Raw genomic sequence first — 22231 nt, forward strand, 5'->3', positions numbered from 1 at the left:
TTGATGAAATTACGCGCGTTAGTTGTCGGCATGGGATTGCTGTGTACGTTTTCGTCGTTCGCCGCCACTGAGCTGCGTTACGGGCTGGAAGCGGAATATCCACCGTTTGAGAGCCGTAATGCCTCCGGTGAGCTGGAAGGGTTTGACGTTGAGCTGGGCAAGGCGATTTGCAACGCAGCCGCGCTGAAATGTAGCTGGGTTGAAACATCATTTGATGCGTTGATCCCGGGACTGGCGGCGAAGAAATTTGATGCTATTAACTCGGCGATGAACATCACCGAACAGCGGCGCAAGAGCATTGATTTTACCCAGCCTATCTACCGTATCCCTTCCCAGCTCGTCGGCAAGGCCGGCACGGCGGTTGAGGCAACGCCTGAAGGGCTGAAAGGCAAAACCATCGGCGTGCTGCAGGGCTCGATTCAGGAAACCTATGCTAAAGAGCACTGGGAAAAACACGGTGTCACCGTAGTGTCTTACAAAGATCAGAACATGGCGTGGGGAGATTTGCTGAATGGCCGCATTGATGCCTCGCTGGTGATGTCAGCTGCCGGGCAGGCAGGTTTCCTCAGCAAGCCGCAGGGTAAAGGGTTTGGTTTTATCGGCAAACCGGTGTCTGACGACACGATCCTGGGCAGCGGTATCGGCTTTGGGTTGCGTAAGGGGGATGAGGCTACCCAAAAGCAACTTAATGCCGCAATCGATAAAGTGCGTGCCGACGGCACGATCGCCAGACTCGCTGATAAGTACTTCCCGGGTATCGATGTCAGCGTAAAATAAGCGTCTCGTTTGGTCCCGGCTGTTGATGTCCAGCCGGGACTCTTTTATACCGCGCTTTACATCACTTCCGTGCTGTTCCGGTCGACAGAAAATATTTCTCACTTTGTTCATATAATCACCTGGCAACAATTGGATTCTTAACCGTTTTTGTTTAGGCTGTGCGTTCTTTCTTGCCGTCGTTTCGCCACTCGCGAAATACATTCACACGACCATAAGGACGTTTTTCCAGGCATGAATCGCAGACGTTTTTTAAAAGGCTCGCTGGCAATGGCTGCCCTGAGCGGCACATCTGGCCTTGCTTCTCTGTTTTCCCAGGCGGCATACGCTGCTGACTCTGATATTGCTGACGGTCAGAGCCATCGTTTTGATTTCTCCGTACTGCAATCTATGGCGCATGATCTGGCAAAAACCCCGTGGGGGGGTGCACCGCGTCCGCTACCGGAAACGCTGGCAACCATGACGCCGCAGGCGTACAACGCCATTCGATACGATGAAAAGCAGTCACTGTGGAATAATATTGAAGGCCGTCAGCTTGACGTGCAGTTCTTCCATATGGGGATGGGTTTCCGCCGCCGTGTGCGCATGTTCTCACTGGATCAATCCACGTCTCAGGCGCGTGAGATCCACTTCCGGCCGGAGCTGTTCAGTTACGGTGACACCGGTGTGGATACCAAACAGCTGGAAGGGCAAAGCGATCTCGGTTTTGCGGGTTTTCGCGCCTTTAAAGCGCCTGAGCTGGCGCGTCGCGATATTGTCTCGTTCCTGGGGGCAAGCTATTTCCGCGCGGTTGACGATACCTACCAGTACGGTCTTTCTGCCCGTGGTCTGGCGGTGGATACCTTTACCGATACGCCGGAAGAGTTTCCTGATTTCACCGCGTTCTGGTTTGAAACCGTCAAACCGGGCGACACCACCTTTACCGTTTATACGCTGCTGGATAGCCCAAGCATCACCGGTGCCTATAAGTTCGTGATCCACTGTGAGAAGAGTCAGGTGATCATGGAGGTGGAAAACCATCTCTATGCGCGTAAGAACATCAAACAGCTGGGCATCGCGCCGATGACCAGTATGTTCAGCTGCGGTAATAACGAACGCCGCATGTGCGACACCATTCACCCACAAATTCATGACTCCGACCGTCTGGCGATGTGGCGTGGTAACGGCGAGTGGATCTGCCGCCCGCTGAACAACCCGCAGAAACTGCAGTTCAATGCCTATGTCGACAAAAATCCGAAAGGGTTTGGCTTGCTGCAGCTTGACCGTGATTTCTCCCACTATCAGGACATCATGGGCTGGTATAACAAACGCCCAAGCCTGTGGGTTGAACCGCGCAACAACTGGGGCAAAGGCGCAGTTGGCCTGATGGAGATCCCGACCACGGGTGAAACGCTGGATAACGTGGTGTGCTTCTGGCAGCCAGAGAAACCAGTGGAAGCAGGCGATGAGCTGGACTTCAAATATCGTCTTTACTGGAGCGCGCAGCCACCTGTGCGTTCGCCGCTGGCGAATGTCTACGCGACCCGTACCGGTATGGGCGGTTTCCCGGAAGGCTGGGCACCTGGTGAAAACTATCCGAAAGTGTGGGCCCGTCGCTTTGCTATCGACTTCGTCGGTGGCGATCTGAAGGCCGCCGCGCCGAAAGGGATTGAACCGGTGATCACGCTTTCCAGTGGTGAAGCGAAGCAGATTGAGATCCTCTACGTCGAGCCGTTTGACGGGTATCGCATTCTGTTTGACTGGTACCCAACGTCTGATTCAACAGATCCGGTGGATATGCGTCTGTTCCTGCGCTGCCAGGGGGAGGCTATCAGCGAAACCTGGTTGTATCAGTACTTCCCGCCTGCGCCGGATAAACGTCACTACGTTGACGACCGGGTTATGCGTTAATCGGGTGGAAATCTGCCGGGTGGCGCTATGCTAACCCGGCATACAACAACTTCGCTATAAAGCCCCCAGTAACGGCGTGCGGGTGATCCGCTGATTGCCGTTAATCACTTTTTCACCGCGCAGGTGAATATTTTCGCCCGCAAAAGCCTCAATGACCACATCGTCGGTAACATCCACCCGGTGCTCAATTAACACATCACCACTGATCCGTGCGCGTCCCTGAATGACAACCCGGTCGTCAAGCATGATTGGCCCGCCGCGTAACCACGCCTGGCCGCCGATCAGCACATGGTGCTTAATGATGCAGTTGCCTTCGACCACCGCATTCTCCGCCACCTGAGAGCTGTAGCGCACGGTAGGAATGGCATCCTCGCCAAAACCGGCAATCAGACGCGCATTGCCATACACTTTTGCACAGTCGCAAACCCAGACGTTATTGAGATCGTTGCCCTCGAGAATGGCATTGTCGAACACTTCGGCGCGGTGCTCAATAAACGCATAATTCACCAGCGCCTCGCCGTAGATTTGCGCCTGATGCACAACGTGTGATCGGCTCACAGTGGCTTTATCGTAGATTTTAAGGATCTGATCGTGGTCAGGCGTAAGCCCTTTGGCCGCAATAACCATGCTGTTGTGAAGCACGCGGGCATCGCCGTAAATATGGCATTCGCCACGCACGCTGGAATGCTGAATGGTGACGTTGTCACTTATTTGCGCCCCATGACTGACCTGAGCGCCATCCAGCCAGCTGTTACCGCCAATACGGGCGTGATGGCTAACGACGCAAGGCAGGGTAAGACGGGCATTATCAGACACAGTGGCTCCGGCAAACACCACGCTGTTTTCGTCGTAGATCCAGCAGTGCCCCTCTTGTGCGAGGGCGCTCTCATCGTCAATCCAGCCGCCTTTTGTCCCGCAGACAATGTCGTTAAAATCAGCGGTGGCGATAATTTGTCGCAGGGTGGTCGAGCGCTTTGTCTCACCGTTTTGCCATTGCCAGAGGCGGGTTTCGTCGCTAAGCCGGTACTTTTTCATGATGTTATCTCTGATAAGCGTCTTAACTAAACGTAGCAAACTTTCGGCTTTGCGAAGTGCTGGCATCCGCTGCGGAAACCCCTTAAAATGGCATTTAAAATACATTTTAAAATTTAAAATAAATGCATAAAACTAACAAAGCTCAACAAGTCCTTAACTTACCCGCGGGCTACTTTGGTATGGTGCTGGGAACCATTGGTATGGGCTTCGCCTGGCGTTACGCCAGTACTATCTGGCCGGTGACGCGCTGGCCGGGAGAGTGTCTGGTTGCCCTGGCAGTGGGGATCTGGTTTTTGCTGACAGTGGCATTTATCACCCGCGCGATCCGTTTTCCGCACAGCGTACTGGCGGAAATGCGTCATCCGGTGATGAGCAGTTTTGTCAGCCTTTTTCCCGCCACGACCATGCTGGTGGCTATCGGTTTTGTTCCCTGGTTCCGCCCGGTCTCGCTGGGATTGTTCAGCGTAGGGGTGGTGGTTCAGCTCTCATATTCTGCCTGGCAAAGCGCCGGGTTATGGCGCGGTAAACACCCGGAAGAGGCCACAACGCCCGGGTTATATCTGCCTACGGTCGCGAACAACTTTATTAGCGCGATGGCCTGTGGTGCGCTGGGGTTCAATGATGCGGGATTAGTCTTCCTGGGGGCGGGGATTTTTTCCTGGCTCAGCCTCGAACCAGTGATTTTACAACGCCTGCGCAGCGCCGGGGAGCTACCTTCGGCGCTACGTACCTCATTGGGTATTCAACTGGCTCCCGCGCTGGTGGCCTGTAGTGCCTGGTTTAGCGTCAACGGCGGTGAGGCGGATACCCTGGCCAAAATGCTGTTCGGCTACGGCCTGTTGCAACTGCTGTTTATGCTGCGCCTGATGCCGTGGTATCTGTCCCAGCCCTTTAACGCCTCTTTCTGGAGCTTCTCGTTCGGCGTTTCAGCGCTGGCGACCACCGGGTTACATCTGGGACAGAGCAGCCCGTCGGGTTTCTTCCACGTTATTGCGCTCCCCCTGTTTATTTTCACCAACGTCATCATTGTGATGCTGTTGGTTCGTACATTTATCTTGCTGATGCAGGGCAAACTTCTGGTGCGCACTGATAAGGCTCTGCTTATGCCATCTGAGGAAAAATAATGACTGTTGCTGAGAATATCTTCACCGAAAAATATGGTCTGACCCGTACGCACTCTGAGGTGCTGTACAGCGCGAAAATCGTTAAGCCGGGTAATACGCTCGATCTCGGGTGTGGTAATGGGCGTAACAGTCTCTGGCTTGCCGCCAACGGTTACGATGTGACGGCGTGGGATAAAAACCCAATGAGCATTGATACCATCGAGCGTATTAAAGCGGCGGAAGGGATCGAAAACCTGCAGACGGCGATCAAAGATCTCAACAGCCTGAGCTTTGACGGAGAGTACGATTTTATTCTTTCCACCGTGGTACTGATGTTCCTGGAAGCGAAAACCATTCCTGGTCTCATCACCAATATGCAGCGTTGCACCAGACCGGGCGGTTACAACCTGATTGTGGCTGCAATGGATACGGTGGATTATCCGTGCACCGTCGGTTTTCCGTTTGCCTTTAAAACCGGAGAATTGAGCAATTACTATGCTGGCTGGGAGTTGCTTAAATATAACGAGGAAGTCGGGGAGCTGCACCGCACTGACGCAAACGGAAACCGCATCAAGCTGCGTTTTGCCACCATGCTGGCGCGCAAAAACGCGTAACGGGTTTATGTTCGGGCAGTCTTTTTGCTATTTGTGCTATCAGTATCATTTTTTGCCACAACAAACCCACACATCTTTTGCTATAACTTCAAGTGCATACTTGCAGATAACATGGAATACCATCATGCGTACTCAAACTTTTTATAAAGTTGCAGTGCTTACTGGTCTGTTGGCGTTGGCGGGTTGTTCTTCAAAAGTAGCAGCCCCCGAACAATACTCAGGCTTTTTAAAAGACTATTCTGGCTTGAAGGAAACCACTTCCGCGACGGGTAAACCAACATTGCGTTGGGTTGATCCGTCCTATAAGGAAGCGAATTATGACAGTATTGTCTGGAACCCGATTACCTATTATCCGGTACCAAAACCGACAACACAGATTGGTCAAAAAACGCTGGATGAGCTGCTGACATATACCAATACCAAAATGAAAACGGCGATTGGTCAACGTAAGCCGATTGTGGCAACGCCGGGCAAACATAGCCTGATCTTCCGTGGGGCAATCACCGGGGTGAGTTCACAGAAAGAAGGCCTGCAGTTCTATGAAGTCGTACCTGTTGCGCTGGTTGTTGCGGGTACGCAGATGGCAACCGGCCACCGCACGATGGATACCCACCTCTACTTTGAAGGTGAGTTAATTGATGCAGCGACCAACAAGCCTGTGATGAAGGTCGTTCGTAAAGGTGAGGGTAAAGAACTGGCTAACGAAAATACGCCAATGGGCTTTGCGACGCTGAAACAGGTTGTTGATGACATGGCAACGGATGCGACCATGTTTGATGTGCATAAAACGGCAAAATAATAAAAATGGCCTGCAATGTAGCAGGCCATTTTTTTACGCCGTGCGCAGACGGCGGAACCAGGTTTCCGGCTTCGTGAACATCACCATATTCCCGCCAAGAATCAACAGCAGGCCGATAATTCCATTGATGTGCCACTCGTATCCCTCGTAAACCGTTGAGATAGACAGCGCGACCAGCGGGAACAGCAGGGTGCTGTAAGCCGCTTTGCCCGGGCCGATACGCCCCACCAGCGTAAAGTATGCCCCGAACGCAATCACCGAGCCAAAGATCGCCAGATAGAGCAGCGCACCGATGTAACTCACGTTCCACTCAGGCATAAAGTTGTCGCCGCGCAAGAGTGCAATCAGCCCCATCACCAGTGTGCCGTAGAGCATTGCCCAGGCGTTGGTGGTCATGGTTTCAAGCCCGTTTCGCTGGTGGCGAAGGCTTATCATGTTGCCCAGCGAGAACCCATAGGTGCCGAGGGCAGAAAGACCAATACCGGTAAGCAGTGAGGCGCTCCAGCCGCTTGCCAGCAGGTCGTTCCAGAAGAGCGTGATGATCCCCACCAGACCCAGCGTTGCTGCCGTCCAGAAGCGGGCAGGAGGACGTTGTCCAAAGAAGATAAAGCTGTTGATGGCGTTATAGAGTACCGCCATAGAGAAAATCACCGACTCCAGCCCGGTATTGATGTGCGCAGCCGCGGTGTAAAAGCACCAGAAATTGAAGCAGAAAACGCAGCATCCCTGAACAACACAAAAGAGGTGATCCCGCAGTGACAGCTTGCGTAAACGGCGAAGGGCGGTTAATACGATCATCATCGTGGCGCAGGCCACGGCGAAGCGCCAGAATATCGACACAGGAGCAGCAACCGTGCCCTGTTGCAGAAAAATGGCAATCCAGGTTGTTCCCCAGATAACCACCACCAGCCCATACAGTATTGCGTTCATTGTTTCTCTCTTCTCAAACCGCGGAAACCCTCAGTGTGGCGACATTGACTCTGCGTGGCTTTCACCGGCTTGCGGTGGACTTGCAAATTCTTGCGCTTTTTTATCGCGTCAGATCTGGCAACGGGGAGCAACAATTCTTAGACTTGAGTTCTGATTAATGACTTGTTAACGGCTATGTCTCGCGCTTACGACACCTTTGAAACGCTACGCCAACAGAATGCAGTGCTGCGGGAAACCGTTGCGCTTAACTCTGGCATTCAGCTGGCGGCCTGGTACAACAAGCACGATACGATAACGGTCAAAAGCGATCATCATACACTCAGCCTGTACGTGGCAGACGGCTACGAAAGCTATCAAAAAACGCCGGGTGGCTGGAAGAATGGGGGTGGCCCGGATCGTTTTTGTCTGATGCCGAAAGAAAGCGAATCCACGTGGGATATCCGCGACGATTTGTCGTTCGTCCATCTCTACTGTACTGATGAGCACCTGCGCGATGTCGGCGAGAAAATCTGGGATCGGCGGCCAGTGTCGTTGACGCTGGATGAAAAGATCTTCGGCAGTGACCCGAAAATCACCGCGCTCTACCGCCAGTTTTTGCTTGGCTGTGACTGGCAGCAAAAGGCCAATCAGCTGACGCTGAGCACGGCATCTACGCTGTTACTGACCCACCTGTTGCAGAATTACGCCAGCGTGCAGTGGAAGTTGCCGGTAGTCACCGGCGGGCTGTCGCCGTTTGTGCTGCGAAATGTGCTCGCGTTTATTGAAGAGAACCTTTCTGAGCCGCTGACGCTTGCGGAACTGGCCGATCAGGCTGCGCTGAGCGAATATCACTTCGCCAGAATGTTCCGCCAGTCGATGGGGCAAGCACCGCATCAGTACGTGATGCTGCGGCGAATGGAGAAGGCCAAAGTGCTGGTGCAGCACACGGCGAAGCCACTCACAGAGATTGCGCTGGCCTGCGGATTTAACTCTGCAAGCCACTTCAGTAACCGTTTTCGCAGCGTGATGGGGATGACCCCGTCGCAATTACGCACGGCGAACGTGTGAAAACACGGCATAGCACAACCCACCGAGTACCAGCCCCCAGAATGCCGAGCCAATACCCAGGATAGTCACACCGCTGGCGGTCATCAGAAACGTGACAATCGCCGCGTCACGCTCAGTAACGTTATGCAATGCCTGATATAAGCTCCCGCTGATGGTGCCCAGCAGCGCCAGCCCAGCCAGCGTCTGGATCCAGCTCAGCGGCAGGGCGGCCATCAACCCGGTAATGGACCCCCCGAAAATACCCGCCAGCAGGTAAAAAACGCCCGCCGCAATGGCCGCCAGCCAGCGTTTTCCGGCATCCGGGTGGGCATCCGGACTCTGGCAAATCGCGGCGGTAATGGCCGCAATACAGATGGAATAGACGCCAAAGGGGGACAGCAGCAACGCCAGCCCGCCGGTGAAGATCATCAGCGGCGATACCGCCAGCGGATAGCCAGATGCCTTCATCGTGGCGAATCCGGGGGCATTTTGCGAGGCCATCGTCACCAGAAAGAAGGGTAAGCCAATGCTCACCAGACTGGTGAGGGTAAATGTCGGGGCGATAAACTGCGGCATCACAACAGATAATGTCACATTATTTGTGACAACGTCACCTACAGACCATGCCACGATCCCGCCTGTCAGCAGAGTCGCAACAATGGCATACCGTGGTGCACGCGCTTTGGCAATTATCCATGCCGCCAGCATGCTGCCGCACAGCAGAAAATGTCCTTCAAGATGGCTAAACGCCTGCAGCCCAAAGCGCAACAACACGCCTGCCAGCATGGCGGCGGCCAGTGAATGTGGGATGAGTTTCATCAGGCGCGCAAATAATCCGGTGACGCCACACAGCAGAATGAGCGCATTGGCAAAGATAAACACGCCGATGGTTTCGGCAAGCGTTACTCCGTGCAGGCTGGTGGCTAACAGCGCTGCGCCGGGCGTTGACCAGGCGGTGAGGACTGGCGCTTTATACCACCATGACAGTGCCAGCGTACTGACTCCCATACCGATCCCAAGCGCGGTCATCCACCCGGCGACCTGGTGGGCATTTGCCCCAGCCGCGGCGGCGGCTTGCCAGATGATGGCGGCAGAACTGGCATATCCCACCAGAACCGCAACAAAGCCGGCAAGAACGGCCGGAAAGAGAGAAGTCGAACTGCGCATAAAAACTCCGTTGTGCGTTATAACGTCCACCGGAAGATAACACTGTGCGCTATAACGCACAAGTGTTATACTGACCCGCACCGGGAGGGAAATATGGAAATTACACAACATCTTGCTACTACACTGAAAATACAGCGCCAGGCGAGGGGCTGGAGCCTGTCGAAGCTGTCGGAAGAGACGGGCGTTTCAAAAGCGATGCTGGGGCAAATTGAGCGCAATGAATCCAGCCCGACGGTATCCACGCTATGGAAAATTGCCACCGGGTTGAATGTCCCGTTTTCCGCATTTATTACGCCGGAGGCGGACAGGCAGGCCATCTTTGACCCGCAGCAGCAGGCGATGGTGGTGAAACCCTTATTCCCGTGGGATGAAACGCTGAAATTCGATCATTTCTCGATCACACTGGCACCGGGTGCCCTGAGCGAGTCCACGCCGCACGAGGCTGGCGTGATTGAACATGTGGTGGTGATAAGTGGCGAGCTGGAGATGAATATCGAGGGTGTATGGCGCACAATTTATGCCGATTCAGGTGTACGTTTCGCCGGCGATAAACCACATGCGTACCGCAACAGCAGCGCCCGGACGGTACATTTTCACTCCCTCATTCATTATCCCCGCTGAAGCAACGCAAAACTGTTTCGCTGTCGCATACTTCTGACTACAATAGCCGCCATTTTGACCATAACGGATAACGACGAAGTATGCGCCTGCAATCCCATCATCTTGAACTTTTAAGCCCGGCCCGCGACGCCGCCATTGCCCGTGAAGCGATCCTTCACGGCGCGGATGCGGTCTACATCGGTGGCCCTGGCTTCGGTGCCCGCCATAACGCCAGCAACAGTCTGAGCGACATTGCTGAGCTGGTACCGTTCGCCCATCGCTTTGGGGCGAAGGTGTTCGTGACCCTGAACACCATTCTTCATGATGATGAACTGGAGCCTGCACAACGTCTGATAACCGATCTCTATCAGGCCGGGGTCGATGCCCTGATCGTCCAGGACATGGGCGTGCTGGAGCTGGATATCCCGCCGATTGAGCTGCACGCCAGTACCCAGTGTGATATCCGCACGGTAGAGAAGGCGAAGTTTCTCTCCGACGCCGGTTTTTCTCAGATTGTGCTGGCGCGTGAGCTGAACCTGAACCAGATCCGCGACATTCACCAGACGACGGACGCGACCATTGAGTTCTTTATCCACGGTGCGCTCTGCGTGGCCTATTCCGGGCAGTGTAATATTTCCCATGCCCAGACTGGCCGCAGTGCTAACCGGGGCGACTGCTCGCAGGCTTGCCGCCTGCCGTATACCCTGAAAGACGATCAGGGGCGCGTTGTGGCGTTCGAAAAGCACCTGCTTTCCATGAAGGATAACGATCAGACCGCCAACCTGGGCGCGCTGATAGACGCAGGCGTACGCTCCTTCAAGATTGAAGGGCGTTACAAAGACATGAGCTATGTGAAGAACATTACCGCGCATTATCGCCAGATGCTGGATGCCATCATTGACGATTGCGGTGATCTGGCGCGTGCCTCTGCTGGTCGCACCGAGCATTTCTTTATTCCGTCGACGGACAAGACTTTCCATCGCGGCAGCACCGACTACTTTGTGAATGCCCGTAAAGGTGACATCGGTGCATTTGATTCACCGAAGTTTATCGGTTTGCCGGTAGGTGAAGTGCTGAAAGTGGCGAAAGATCACCTGGACGTTGAGGTCACTGAACCCCTGGCGAACGGTGACGGGCTGAACGTGATGATTAAGCGTGAAGTGGTGGGTTTCCGCGCCAATACGGTAGAAAAAACCGGGGAAAATCGCTATCGCGTGTGGCCGAATGAAATGCCGGCCGATCTCTACAAAGCACGTCCGAACGCAGCGCTGAACCGCAACCTTGACCACAACTGGCAGCAGGCGCTGCTGAAAACGTCCAGCGAACGCCGCATTGCGGTGGATATCGAGCTGGGTGGCTGGGAAGAACAGCTGATCCTGACCATGACCTGCGAAGACGGCATCAGCGTGACGCATACCCTCGACGGCATGTTTGAGGTGGCGAACAATGCGGAAAAAGCGCTCAACAGCCTCAGAGACGGCGTGGCAAAACTGGGACAGACGCTCTATTACGCGCGCAATATCGACGTCACTCTGCCGGATGCTCTGTTTGTCCCTAACAGCCTGTTAAACCAGTTCCGCCGTGAAACGGCAGAGATGCTGGATGATGCGCGTCTGGCAAACTATCCGCGTGGCAGTCGCAAGGCCGAAGCTGTGCCCGCGCCGGTTTACCCTGACACGCACTTATCTTTCCTGGCGAACGTCTATAACCATAAAGCGCGTGAATTTTATCATCGGCACGGTGTTCAGCTGATTGATGCGGCTTATGAAGCGCATGAAGAGAAGGGCGATGTGCCGGTGATGATCACCAAGCACTGCCTGCGTTTTGCATTTAACCTGTGTCCAAAACAGGCAAAAGGCAATATTAAGAGCTGGAAAGCCACGCCAATGCAGCTGGTCAATGGCGACGAAGTGCTGACGCTTAAATTTGATTGCCGTCCGTGTGAAATGCATGTGATTGGCAAGATGAAAAACCATATTTTCAAAATGCCACAACCCGGCAGCGTTGTGGCGTCCGTTAGCCCGGAAGAGCTGATGAAAACCCTGCCAAAGCGTAAAGGCAGCTAATTAGCGAAAGTGAGTGTCTGGTTTGCGCGATTTTTGCCACTGGTGGTGTTCGCGCAAACCTTCCGCTGACTCTTCTGCCACGCTGCGTAATTCATCGCTGTCGGCTTCATGACGAAGCTGATGTTCAACATTCTTCACCCACAGATATTCATGTCCTTTGTGCCCCGCCATGAGCTGACCTGAAAATAGTGCGCAGACCAGCACGATCAGTGTTAACCCTTTTCTAAACATTATTTCACCATTTGATGACAACGCACGGCTATCATGATGATATTTTCATAGAGTTATGATTCGGATATTCAAATTAGCGCAAAGTGAATGTCAGTTTCTGTTGCAGAAATAATAACCATAATAAAAGTGAAACATATTCATTCTGAGTCTTTTCTGCTCAATTAATAACTGTCAGATATAAATGGTAAAAATGGGAAAAGTAGGAATTCGGACATCATCTGAATGTGTCAAGGATAATGGCTCAAAGCCGTATAGCTGCCATTTATGGTGTAGGAATAATGCTTAATAATCGAGAAAATTCCTATATAATGATTTTTTCAGGCTAAGGAATAGGTCATAATTGAATGAAAAAAATATACACAGCCGCGCTTCTGATGGTCGCTGTAGGGGCAACAGCGTGTGTGAGCTATGCCTGGAATGATAAACCGGATTACATTCAATCCGCTGAAGTCCGTGTAACGTCATATTTAACCAGCGATTACGGGAAAACTGCCTGTAATAGCACCAAAATTAACGAACAGCACTGGGCGTTGAGCTGTATTAATAAGATGAAGGGAAAAACCTTCCAGTATGCCGTTTATTCTGCCAGCCAGGCACCGTATGCGGTATCCCGCCCGTTCTATCTTGAAGCTATCAATGATAATGCCAAACAGAGTGCGGAACAGGGGCTGATGCGCTACCTGCAAATTAATACCAAAGCGGCGGGTTAAGGTGTTGTTTACTCTTCGTTGAAACTGTGGATGGTAGGGTGTTCTCGATCCGCTGCCCGGCCTTGAATGTCGGGACGTAGAGACCAAAATACAAATCTATCCATGCAAGCATTTACCGCCCGATGTGGCGGTTTTTTTTGGCCTGTATTCAGAACGTTATTGGTCAGAACGTACAAACTGCTTGCGATACTGAGCCGGAGATAGCGCAAAATGCTGGCGGAAATGGTGGCGTAAGGTTGCAGCCTGGCCAAAGCCGGTTTGTTCCGCAATGCTGTCGATACTTAAACGGCTACTTTCCAGGTAATCTTTTGCCCGCAGCAGACGTTCAGTGAGCAGCCAGCGGGCAGGGGTTGTTCCTGTCGCATCCTGGAAACGGCGAAGAAAGGTGCGCTGGCTCATGCCGACCCGGCACGCCAGTGAATCGATGCTGTGGGATTCGGCCAGATGATTGTGCAGAAAATCAAACAACTTCCCTAATCGCTGGCTCTCTCGTAGTTGTGCCACCGGGCGGCTGAGTTGCTGCGGCTGTGAGCCATCACGGTGTGGAGGGATGACCAGACGGCGCGCAACGCTGTTGGCGGTTTCCATCCCAAAATCCCGCCGCACAACATGCAAACATAAATCTATGCCTGCCGCGCTGCCTGCGGAAGTCAGGATGTCACCTTCGTCCTGATAAAGTACATCTTCAACCACGCGGATGGCCGGGAACCGGGTCTTAAGTGCTTCAATATAGCGCCAGTGTGTCGTGGCTTTGCGCCCGTTAAGCAGGCCGGAAGCGGCCAGCACAAAGACACCTGAGCAGATGGACAGCAACTGACACCCTCGCGCGCTGGCCTGGCGTAATGCGTCGCAGAGCGCATCGGGAACCGGGGAGTCCAGACCCCGCCAGCCCGGAATGATGATCCGATCCGCAGACGCTAACAGACTGATATCGCCATCGGTCATGATGCGGATCCCGCCCGTCGCCCGAAGTTCACCGGCATCGATGCCTGCCACGGCAAAACGATACCACGCGTCACCCAGTTCAGGGCGCGACAGGCCAAAGATTTCAACGGCCACACCAAACTCAAAGGTACACAAACCGTCATACGCCAGCACAACCACCAGCGGGCGGGAAACCTGTCTTAAGTTTGTCATCTTTTTGCTGTTTTCTGGCATACACGGGCGCATTCATGGGCTGAATTTGTGGATAGAGTAGTGTTAACACAAATGCCAAAGATGAGGAAGGATCATGAGCTATGTTACTGAATTTCCGGCTGCAGAGCCGCAGGAAGCCGTCGCGCATTTTCTGTGTCGGCTGAGTGTTGAGACTGATTGTGCCGATGTTCACCATGCTCTGGTGAACCATGAGCAGGACTTTATTCTGCTACATGTGGTAGGTAACCCGGAACAATTTGCCCGCCGCCATGTACCCGGTGCTCTGCACTTGCCCTGGAGACAGATAACAGCAGAGCGCATGGCACACTGGCCTGCCGACACGCTGTTTGTGGTTTACTGCGCAGGGCCACACTGTAACGGTGCAGACAGAGCCGCGCTAAAGCTGGCGCGTCTGGGATTACCGGTCAAAATCATGACGGGCGGTATTACTGGCTGGGAAGATGAACAGTTTGAATTTGCCAGCCATACGCTGGTTTCCGCATCGTGACGCTGCGGCACAGCGCTGCATTATAAAAGTGCAACGCTGTGCCATCCTGAGTCGTTCCCGTCAGGTTATCTCTTTCTCCCCCTGAAAACAGGCCTCCTCCATTCTGGCATCCTTTTTGCTCTCCTGAAGCTGACGTTTTATTTTCTGCGTCCACGCGGCAACGGACGTTTAGCACAGCTTTCTTTTCAGGAGTGAAAATATGCACCGTCGTACCTTGTTAAAAGCTTTTGCACTGTCGGCCTCCGTGGTCGCGATGGGAATGAGTTTTGGCGTGCAGGCTGCCGATACCATTAAAGTGGGGATCATGCATTCGTTGTCCGGCACGATGGCAATCTCCGAGACGCCCCTGAAAGATGTCGCCCTGATGACCATTGACGAGATCAATGCCAAAGGGGGTGTGCTGGGTAAAAAACTGGAACCGGTGGTGGTTGACCCGGCCTCAAACTGGCCGCTGTTTGCCGAGAAAGCCCGCCAGCTGTTGAGCAAGGACAACGTGGCGGTGGTATTCGGTTGCTGGACGTCAGTATCGCGTAAATCGGTATTGCCGGTATTTGAAGAGCTGAACGGTCTGTTGTTCTACCCGGTGCAATATGAAGGTGAAGAGATGTCACCTAACGTCTTTTATACCGGTGCAGCGCCAAACCAGCAGGCTATTCCGGCGGTGGAATACCTGATGAGTGAAGATGGTGGCAGCGCAAAACGTTTCTTCCTGTTGGGTACCGATTACGTTTACCCACGAACCACCAACAAGATCCTGCGCGCCTTCCTGCATTCGAAAGGGGTTAAAGACCAGGATATCGAAGAGGTCTACACCCCGTTTGGTCATAGCGACTACCAGACCATCGTTGCCAGTATCAAGAAATTCTCCGCAGGCGGGAAAACGGCGGTGGTGTCGACCATCAACGGGGATTCCAACGTCCCGTTCTATAAAGAGCTGGCTAACCAGGGTCTGAAAGCGACCGATGTGCCGGTGGTAGCCTTCTCCGTGGGAGAAGAAGAATTGCGCGGGATAGACACCAAACCGCTGGTCGGCAATCTGGCAGCATGGAACTACTTTGAATCCGTTGATAACCCAACCAACCAGGCCTTTGTGGCGGATTATAAAGCGTACGCGAAGGCACATAAGCTGCCGAATGCCGATACCGTGGTGACTAATGACCCGATGGAAGCCACTTACGTTGGCATTCACATGTGGGCGCAGGCAGTCGAAAAAGCGGGCTCGACTGATGTAGATAAAGTTCGCGCGGCAATGGCTGGCCAGTCTTTTAAAGCACCGTCAGGCCTCACGCTCACGATGGATGAGACCAACCACCACCTGCATAAGCCGGTCATGATTGGCGAAATCGAAGGTAACGGCCAGTTTAACGTCGTCTGGCAGACTGAACAGCCAGTACGTGCTCAGCCCTGGAGCCCATTCATCGCAGGGAATGACAAAAAACCTGACCAGCCGATGAAAACCGCCAGTAACTAAGTCATTACCGCAGGGAGAAAAGTCATGAACGCCATGCGCATGATCATCGCTATTGTGTGGCTTACCGGACTGCTGCCAGGGATGGCGCAGGCATCGGATGCCGATAATTTTGTTGCTGCGAATCGCAGCCAGCAGGCGGCAATGCTGACGCAGTGGGCGACTTCGCCGGAGGTGGCCCGGCTGCCGTTGCTCCAGGCGTTACAGAACGAAAACCTCTTTATCGACAGTCAAAAACACGCCTTCGTGCGAAGTAATGGCGAGATGGTCGCGCTGGGTGCGTCAACAGTGGCGACAGGGCCAACCAAAGCCGTGCGTCTGACTAACCGTCTGCGCGTTCTGGCAGGCTCGGCGCTGGCTATGCATCAACTGATAAGTGACAACGTCACAGAAAGGCGTGCCGCTGCCCGTCAGCTACAGCGTGATGTCCAGCCTGATATGCTCGATTTTCTGCAAAAACGGGTGAGCGGCGAAACGGATGATGTGGCCCGTCAGTCGCTGTTGATGGCGCTGGCTAATCTTCAGCTGGCAAGCCCACAGGCCGATGTTCGGCGTAAGGCCATCGAGTTGTTGGGGCAGTCTGATGACCCGGACGTTCAGGCAAAACTGACGCCGTTCACCCGGACGCCGACGGAGCCAGATGCAAGTGTTCGCGCTGCCGCTCAGGAGAGCCTGAGCCATATTCAGCACCGTCTGATGTGGGGTGACTTGCTGGGGCAAGCGTTTATGGGGCTTTCATTGGGGTCGGTACTGCTGCTGGCTGCTCTGGGGCTGGCAATCACGTATGGCTTACTGGGCGTCATCAATATGGCTCACGGCGAGATGCTGATGCTGGGAGCCTATGCGACCTGGATGGTGCAACAGGCGATGGCGCAACTGACTCCCCAGTGGCTGGCGCTGTATCCCATTGTCGCGCTGCCGGTCGCGTTTATGCTGACGGCCAGTGTCGGGATGGTTCTGGAGCGTACGATTATTCGTCATCTGTATGGTCGACCGCTGGAAACGCTGCTGGCGACATGGGGGATCAGCCTGATGATTATTCAGCTGGTGCGCATGACCTTTGGTGCTCAAAACCTGGAGGTGGCCAACCCGGCCTGGCTTTCCGGTGGCGTGCAGGTTTTTGCCAACCTGACGCTACCGTGGAACCGCTTTGTGGTGCTGGGTTTTGTGCTGCTGGTGCTGTTCTTCACCTGGCTCATTCTGAATAAAACCCGCCTTGGTCTGAACGTGCGCGCGGTGACGCAAAACCGCAGCATGGCGGCCTGCTGCGGGGTTCCGACCGGGCGTGTCGATATGCTGGCCTTTGGGCTGGGTTCCGGGATTGCCGGTTTAGGCGGCGTGGCGTTATCTCAGCTAGGCAACGTGGGGCCGGAACTGGGCCAGGGCTACATCATCGACTCTTTCCTGGTGGTGGTGTTGGGCGGCGTTGGTCAACTGGCGGGCAGCGTGGTTGCCGCGTTTGGTCTGGGGATTTTCAATAAAATTCTTGAGCCGCAGCTGGGGGCCGTGCTTGGCAAAATCCTGATCCTGGTGGCGATCATTCTGTTTATTCAGAAGCGTCCACAGGGGTTGTTTGCACTGAAAGGGAGGGTTATTGACTGATGAGCCAGCCACTGACCTTAACGCTGGCGCGTAAAGCGCCACGTACCACTCAAATTGCAGGCAGCCTGCTGGTGGCGTGTCTGTTGATATTGCCGTTTTTTGCTCTGTTGCCCGCTACCCATCCGCTGGCACTGTCGACCTGGATGCTGACGCTGACAGGCAAAATCCTCTGCTACGCCATCGTTGCCGTGGCGCTCGACCTGGTGTGGGGGTACGCCGGGATGCTCTCGCTGGGACACGGCATTTTCTTCGCGCTGGGCGGTTATGCGATGGGTATGTACCTGATGCGCCAGGCGGCGGGCGATGGTCTGCCTGCGTTTATGTCGTTTCTCTCCTGGAGTGACCTGCCGTGGTTCTGGTGGGGGACGCAGCACTCCGCCTGGGCGATGGTGTTAATTGTCGCAATTCCAGGGCTGCTGGCGCTGGTGTTTGGCTGGTTTGCCTTTCGCTCAAAAATTAAAGGGGTCTATTTCTCCATTATGACCCAGGCGCTGACCTATGCGGGCATGCTGCTGTTCTTTCGTAACGAAACCGGTTTTGGCGGCAACAACGGTTTTACCGGCTTCACAACGCTGCTCGGGTTTTCCGTCACGGCCACCACCACGCGTATCGCGCTGTTTCTGGCGACCGTTATGCTGCTGATCCTGGCGCTGGGGACAGGTTATGCGCTGGCAAAGAGTAAGGTTGGCCGCATTCTGACCGCCGTACGCGACGCCGAAAACCGCCTGACGTTTTGCGGTTACGATCCCCGCGGATTCAAACTGCTGGTGTGGACGCTCTCCGCCGTGCTGTGTGGCCTGGCGGGGGCGCTGTATGTTCCACAGGTGGGCATTATCAACCCAGGAGAAATGTCACCCACCAACTCGATAGAAGCCGCCATCTGGGTGGCGCTGGGAGGACGTGGAACGCTGGTCGGCCCGGTGATTGGTGCAGCGCTGGTGAATGGCGCGAAAAGCATCTTTACCGTTGCAATGCCGGAATACTGGCAGCTGTTTCTGGGGCTGATTTTTATCGCTGTTACGCTGTTTTTGCCGAATGGCGTCTACGGTCTGTTTCGTAAGGGAGAGAAATGATGCAGCCAGCCGAAGGACTTTTTACCCGCCAACTTCCCGGCGATCGTTACCGTGAACAGACTGACCCGGTGCTGCAGCTTGAGGCCATCAACGTGAATTTTGACGGTTTTCAGGCACTGACGGATCTCTCGTTAAACATCGGTGTAGGCGAGTTGCGCTGCGTTATTGGGCCAAACGGTGCAGGTAAAACCACACTGATGGATGTCATTACCGGTAAAACGCGGCCAAAAAGCGGAAGCGCGATTTACGACCAGTCCATCGACCTGACCACGCTGGAGCCTGCAGCCATTGCCCGAAACGGGATCGGGCGAAAATTCCAGAAACCCACGGTTTTTGAAGCCTTGACGGTGTGGGAAAACCTTGAAATTGCGATGAAAACGGACAAGTCCGTCTGGGCGAGCCTGCGGGCAAAACTCAGTGGCGAGCAACGCGATCGTATTGATGAAATGCTGGTGTTGCTGCGGCTCAGCAGCGAACGCGACCGCCGTGCAGGACTGCTCTCGCACGGGCAAAAGCAGTTTCTGGAGATCGGTATGCTGCTGGTACAGGATCCGCATTTGCTTCTGCTGGATGAACCTGCCGCCGGGATGACCGATGCGGAAACCGAATATACGGCGGAACTCTTCAGAACGCTGGCAGGCAAGCATTCACTGATGGTGGTGGAGCACGATATGGGGTTTGTCGAAACCATTGCCGATCACGTTACCGTGCTGCACCAGGGGCGTGTGCTGGCCGAGGGTTCATTGCGCGAGGTGCAGGCCAACGAGCAGGTGATTGAAGTCTATCTCGGACGCTAAGGAGCGGTGATGTTACAGGTTAACGAACTGAATCAGTATTACGGCGGAAGCCATATTCTGCGCGACGTGAGCTTTGAGGCGATCGCCGGAGAAGTCACCTGCCTGTTGGGGCGCAACGGTGTGGGGAAAACCACCTTGCTGAAGTGCCTGATGGGGTTAATTCCGGCGAAAACGGGCGAGATAATATGGCAGGGGAAAAAAATTACCCACAGTAAACCGCCCCAGCGGGTGCAGTCGGGGGTAGCGTATGTCCCGCAGGGGCGTGAAATTTTCCCGCGTTTAACCGTCGAAGAAAATGTGTTGCTGGGGCTGTCACGGTTTTCCGCCCGCGAGGCAAAGAGTGTCCCGGAGGAGATCTGGCAGCTTTTCCCGGTATTACAGGAGATGAAACATCGTCGCGGAGGCGATCTCTCCGGCGGGCAACAGCAACAGCTGGCGATTGGGCGCGCGCTGGCGAGTCGCCCTCAGCTTCTGATCCTCGATGAGCCGACGGAAGGTATTCAGCCCTCGGTCATTAAAGAAATTGGACAGGTGATCCGCAAGCTGGCAGACCGGGGTGATATGGCCATACTGCTGGTTGAGCAGTTTTACGATTTTGCGGCGGAGCTGGCTGACAGTTATCTGCTGATGTCGCGTGGCACCATTATTCAGCGAGGCCGTGGTGAAAATATGGCGCAGGAGGGGGTACGCGGGCTGGTTGCGATTTGAAATGTTATACTATAACATCTATCACTCTTATAAAACGGAGTGAGGGTTTTGTTTTGGTTGCACATATTGGAAAATTTGCCATGACTCTGGGGGCGCTGCTGGCCAGCGGTCAGCTGTTCGCCCATTCGCACGGACATCAGATGACGGCTGCGGAGCAGCAGGCAGCAAACGGTGTGTTTGAGGATAAAGACGTGGAGGACCGGGCGTTGTCTGACTGGGATGGTGTCTGGCAATCCGTTTATCCGTTTTTGCTTGATGGTTCCCTGGATCCGGTCTTTAAAAAGAAAGCGGAGAAGGATGAACATCAATCTTTTGATCAGGTGAAAGCCTATTACCGCACGGGCTATGCGACGGATGTCGATTCTGTCGGCATTGAAAATAACGTCATGGAGTTCCATAAAGGCAACGTGACCAGCCGCTGCCACTACAGCTATAGCGGCTACAAAATCCTGACCTATGCCTCAGGCAAAAAAGGTGTTCGCTACCTGTTCGAGTGTAAGGATGCTGGCAGTAAAGCGCCGAAGTTTGTCCAGTTCAGCGACCATATCATCGGGCCGAAAACCTCCTCGCACTTCCATATCTTTATGGGCAATACCTCCCAGGAGGTGTTGCTGAAAGAGATGAATAACTGGCCGACGTATTATCCGAACGAGATGTACAAAGAGCAGGTGGTGGAAGAGATGTTGCACCATTGACAGGCTTGCTTTTGCCGGGTCAGGCGTAACCGCCACCCGGCACGCAACGCTTACGCCACTTTCGGTTCCTCACACCACGCTTTCACGCTCATTCCACGCAAAATCATCAGCCAGGCAATCACAATGGCGACCATCATGATCACAAACAGCGACCAGTGCGGTAAGTTGGTCAGAATGATACCGGTGATCATCGGGTTGGCCGCAGCCCCCAGCCAGCCCAGCGCCTGTGCTGAGAAATAGCTTGCTTTCATTCCCGGTGGGGCGATGTTGTCAATCAGCATATATTCGCCGGGCGCATAAATAATCTCCCCCAGCGTAAACACGGCTGCCGCGATCCCCCAGTAAATCAGGTTTTCCCCGGAGAACATAAAACCACCCAACCCCAGTATGAAGAAGAGGGTCGCAACGGTCATTAACGGACGGATGTTGGCAGCGGAGATCCTGCGTCCGATTGCGTATTGCAGCGTCACCACCACAGCGGCGTTGACGGGCAGCACCACGGCCACGACTTTTTCGGCAAAATCGCTACCCGCATTCGCCGCCAGGACATATTGCGAAATACAGCTGGCGAACGACCCCCCCACGTATGACGCAAGCAGGCCAGACAGGGTGTACCAGAACAATGCGCGGTCTTTGAGCAAGACCGAAGGTTGCCACGTCGATTTTCCCTCTGCGGTGTCCAGCGCCACGCTTTTCTGGACGAAGAAATGGATAAACCCCAGCGGCAGCGCGGCACAGAAGGCCGCCAGCCAGAACGGCAGTTGCAGGCTGTACATCACCAGCAGCGTGCCGATGGGAGGCCCGACCGTCCAGCCAATGTTCAAAAAACTGTAGTTAAGCGAAAAGACGCGCGCTTTTTCAGTGGGGGTTAAGACGTCAGCAAACCAGGCCTTCAGTACCGTCGAAAAAACGGAATAGGCACAGTTGATCAGGGCAAAGAACAGCACCACCAGCGTCACGTTGTTCACCAGCGGGATGGCGACAAAACCAGCGATAAAAGCCAGAATCGCGATCAGCATGTAGCGCTTCTTATCGAACTTATCGGCCAGGATCCCGAACCCCAGACTGAACACCACGCCAATGGTCAGTGCCACGGTCAGGGCGTAACCAATATTCTCTACGCTCATGTCGTAAACGCGCGTGAGATAGATGGTCATAAACGGCAGCGTTGCCCCGCGACCAATGGTTAACAACAATGACGATGCCAGCAGCGCCGCAGTGGAGCGCCTGATAGATGGTTTCATATTCCTGCCCGACGATGGCTTATGCATTTTTAATGGTGTTCTTTCAGAAGTATC

The 22231-nt window shown here is 54.2% G+C and carries 22 protein-coding genes; 16 read left to right on the forward strand and 6 right to left on the reverse strand.

What is annotated here, in order from left to right; translation table 11 throughout:
- The first annotated feature begins 3 nt into the window (after positions 1-3).
- Together ACHHZ6_RS18825 and ACHHZ6_RS18830 are read left to right on the forward strand one after the other, a co-directional pair.
- A complete protein-coding gene (locus tag ACHHZ6_RS18825; protein ID WP_182271372.1) occupies positions 4-777 on the forward strand; it encodes a transporter substrate-binding domain-containing protein in 774 nt (257 codons plus the stop codon).
- 231 nt (positions 778-1008) lie between these two features.
- Positions 1009-2664, forward strand: a complete 1656-nt coding sequence (locus ACHHZ6_RS18830; protein WP_182271373.1) for a glucan biosynthesis protein D — start codon at positions 1009-1011, stop codon at positions 2662-2664.
- Positions 2665-2718: 54 nt separating this feature from the next.
- On the opposite strand, the gene ydcK is transcribed toward ACHHZ6_RS18830, so the two are convergent.
- Positions 2719-3699, reverse strand: a complete 981-nt coding sequence (gene ydcK / locus ACHHZ6_RS18835; protein WP_395122858.1) for a YdcK family protein — start codon at positions 3697-3699, stop codon at positions 2719-2721.
- A 122-nt stretch (positions 3700-3821) separates the two neighbouring features.
- On the opposite strand from ydcK, the gene tehA reads away from it, so the two are divergent.
- The 3 genes from tehA to ACHHZ6_RS18850 all read left to right on the forward strand — a co-directional run bounded on the left by tehA (position 3822) and on the right by ACHHZ6_RS18850 (position 6215).
- Positions 3822-4823: a dicarboxylate transporter/tellurite-resistance protein TehA gene (tehA, locus tag ACHHZ6_RS18840; RefSeq protein ID WP_395122859.1), complete on the forward strand. Its 1002-nt coding sequence runs from the start codon at positions 3822-3824 to the stop codon at positions 4821-4823.
- Positions 4823-5416, forward strand: coding sequence for a tellurite resistance methyltransferase TehB (tehB, locus tag ACHHZ6_RS18845; protein WP_182271376.1), 594 nt, complete (start codon positions 4823-4825; stop codon positions 5414-5416). Before tehA ends, tehB begins: the two co-directional genes overlap by 1 nt.
- Positions 5417-5540: 124 nt before the next feature.
- The gene (locus ACHHZ6_RS18850; protein WP_182271377.1) at positions 5541-6215 is read left to right on the forward strand and encodes a DUF3313 domain-containing protein; all 675 of its coding nucleotides are present in this window, start codon (positions 5541-5543) and stop codon (positions 6213-6215) included.
- 33 nt (positions 6216-6248) lie between these two features.
- Here the strand turns inward: ACHHZ6_RS18850 and ACHHZ6_RS18855 are convergent, their stop codons facing one another.
- The gene (locus ACHHZ6_RS18855) at positions 6249-7145 is read right to left on the reverse strand and encodes a DMT family transporter (RefSeq protein WP_182271378.1); all 897 of its coding nucleotides are present in this window, start codon (positions 7143-7145) and stop codon (positions 6249-6251) included.
- Between the two features lie 174 nt (positions 7146-7319).
- Here ACHHZ6_RS18855 and ACHHZ6_RS18860 point away from each other — a divergent pair, with 174 nt between their 5' ends.
- The gene (locus ACHHZ6_RS18860; RefSeq protein ID WP_182271379.1) at positions 7320-8192 is read left to right on the forward strand and encodes an AraC family transcriptional regulator; all 873 of its coding nucleotides are present in this window, start codon (positions 7320-7322) and stop codon (positions 8190-8192) included.
- Here ACHHZ6_RS18860 and ACHHZ6_RS18865 read toward each other — a convergent pair.
- Complete coding sequence (locus ACHHZ6_RS18865; RefSeq protein WP_395122860.1) at positions 8172-9338, reverse strand: benzoate/H(+) symporter BenE family transporter; 1167 nt, start codon at positions 9336-9338, stop codon at positions 8172-8174. The genes ACHHZ6_RS18860 and ACHHZ6_RS18865 overlap by 21 nt on opposite strands.
- Before the next feature lie 93 nt (positions 9339-9431).
- On the opposite strand from ACHHZ6_RS18865, the gene ACHHZ6_RS18870 reads away from it, so the two are divergent.
- Together ACHHZ6_RS18870 and ACHHZ6_RS18875 are read left to right on the forward strand one after the other, a co-directional pair.
- Complete coding sequence (locus tag ACHHZ6_RS18870) at positions 9432-9959, forward strand: helix-turn-helix domain-containing protein (RefSeq protein ID WP_182271381.1); 528 nt, start codon at positions 9432-9434, stop codon at positions 9957-9959.
- An 80-nt stretch (positions 9960-10039) separates the two neighbouring features.
- A complete protein-coding gene (locus ACHHZ6_RS18875) occupies positions 10040-12004 on the forward strand; it encodes a U32 family peptidase (protein ID WP_395122861.1) in 1965 nt (654 codons plus the stop codon).
- On the opposite strand, the gene ACHHZ6_RS18880 is transcribed toward ACHHZ6_RS18875, so the two are convergent.
- Positions 12005-12235, reverse strand: coding sequence for a DUF2554 family protein (locus tag ACHHZ6_RS18880; RefSeq protein ID WP_182271383.1), 231 nt, complete (start codon positions 12233-12235; stop codon positions 12005-12007).
- Positions 12236-12579: 344 nt separating this feature from the next.
- Between ACHHZ6_RS18880 and ACHHZ6_RS18885 the strand changes: the two genes are divergently transcribed.
- Complete coding sequence (locus tag ACHHZ6_RS18885) at positions 12580-12945, forward strand: hypothetical protein (protein WP_395122862.1); 366 nt, start codon at positions 12580-12582, stop codon at positions 12943-12945.
- Positions 12946-13101: 156 nt separating this feature from the next.
- Here the strand turns inward: ACHHZ6_RS18885 and ftrA are convergent, their stop codons facing one another.
- The gene (gene ftrA, locus ACHHZ6_RS18890; protein WP_395122863.1) at positions 13102-14103 is read right to left on the reverse strand and encodes a transcriptional regulator FtrA; all 1002 of its coding nucleotides are present in this window, start codon (positions 14101-14103) and stop codon (positions 13102-13104) included.
- Between the two features lie 73 nt (positions 14104-14176).
- On the opposite strand from ftrA, the gene ACHHZ6_RS18895 reads away from it, so the two are divergent.
- From ACHHZ6_RS18895 to zinT, 7 genes are all read left to right on the forward strand, one after another.
- Positions 14177-14590 (forward strand): rhodanese-like domain-containing protein, encoded by a 414-nt coding sequence (locus ACHHZ6_RS18895; RefSeq protein ID WP_395122864.1) that lies wholly within the window; start codon positions 14177-14179, stop codon positions 14588-14590.
- A 199-nt stretch (positions 14591-14789) separates the two neighbouring features.
- Positions 14790-16061 (forward strand): urea ABC transporter substrate-binding protein, encoded by a 1272-nt coding sequence (gene urtA, locus ACHHZ6_RS18900; protein ID WP_395122865.1) that lies wholly within the window; start codon positions 14790-14792, stop codon positions 16059-16061.
- A gap of 24 nt (positions 16062-16085) precedes the next feature.
- On the forward strand, positions 16086-17660 hold the full coding sequence (gene urtB / locus ACHHZ6_RS18905) for an urea ABC transporter permease subunit UrtB (RefSeq protein WP_395122866.1): 1575 nt from the start codon (positions 16086-16088) through the stop codon (positions 17658-17660).
- A complete protein-coding gene (urtC, locus tag ACHHZ6_RS18910; protein ID WP_395122867.1) occupies positions 17660-18733 on the forward strand; it encodes an urea ABC transporter permease subunit UrtC in 1074 nt (357 codons plus the stop codon). The genes urtB and urtC overlap by 1 nt, the downstream gene beginning before the upstream one ends.
- Positions 18733-19530, forward strand: coding sequence for an urea ABC transporter ATP-binding protein UrtD (urtD, locus tag ACHHZ6_RS18915; protein WP_182274511.1), 798 nt, complete (start codon positions 18733-18735; stop codon positions 19528-19530). The genes urtC and urtD overlap by 1 nt, the downstream gene beginning before the upstream one ends.
- A gap of 9 nt (positions 19531-19539) precedes the next feature.
- On the forward strand, positions 19540-20238 hold the full coding sequence (gene urtE / locus ACHHZ6_RS18920) for an urea ABC transporter ATP-binding subunit UrtE (protein WP_395122868.1): 699 nt from the start codon (positions 19540-19542) through the stop codon (positions 20236-20238).
- A 53-nt stretch (positions 20239-20291) separates the two neighbouring features.
- Positions 20292-20933 carry a metal-binding protein ZinT gene (gene zinT, locus ACHHZ6_RS18925; protein ID WP_395122869.1) on the forward strand — a complete coding sequence of 214 codons (642 nt, stop codon included), beginning with the start codon at positions 20292-20294 and terminating at the stop codon, positions 20931-20933.
- A 50-nt stretch (positions 20934-20983) separates the two neighbouring features.
- Here zinT and ydeE read toward each other — a convergent pair whose 3' ends face one another.
- Complete coding sequence (gene ydeE, locus ACHHZ6_RS18930) at positions 20984-22177, reverse strand: efflux MFS transporter YdeE (protein WP_232105414.1); 1194 nt, start codon at positions 22175-22177, stop codon at positions 20984-20986.
- Positions 22178-22231 lie beyond the last annotated feature (54 nt).

The organism is Enterobacter cloacae complex sp. 2024EL-00214 (assembly GCF_043945575.1).
GTDB lineage: Bacteria > Pseudomonadota > Gammaproteobacteria > Enterobacterales > Enterobacteriaceae > Enterobacter > Enterobacter cloacae_P.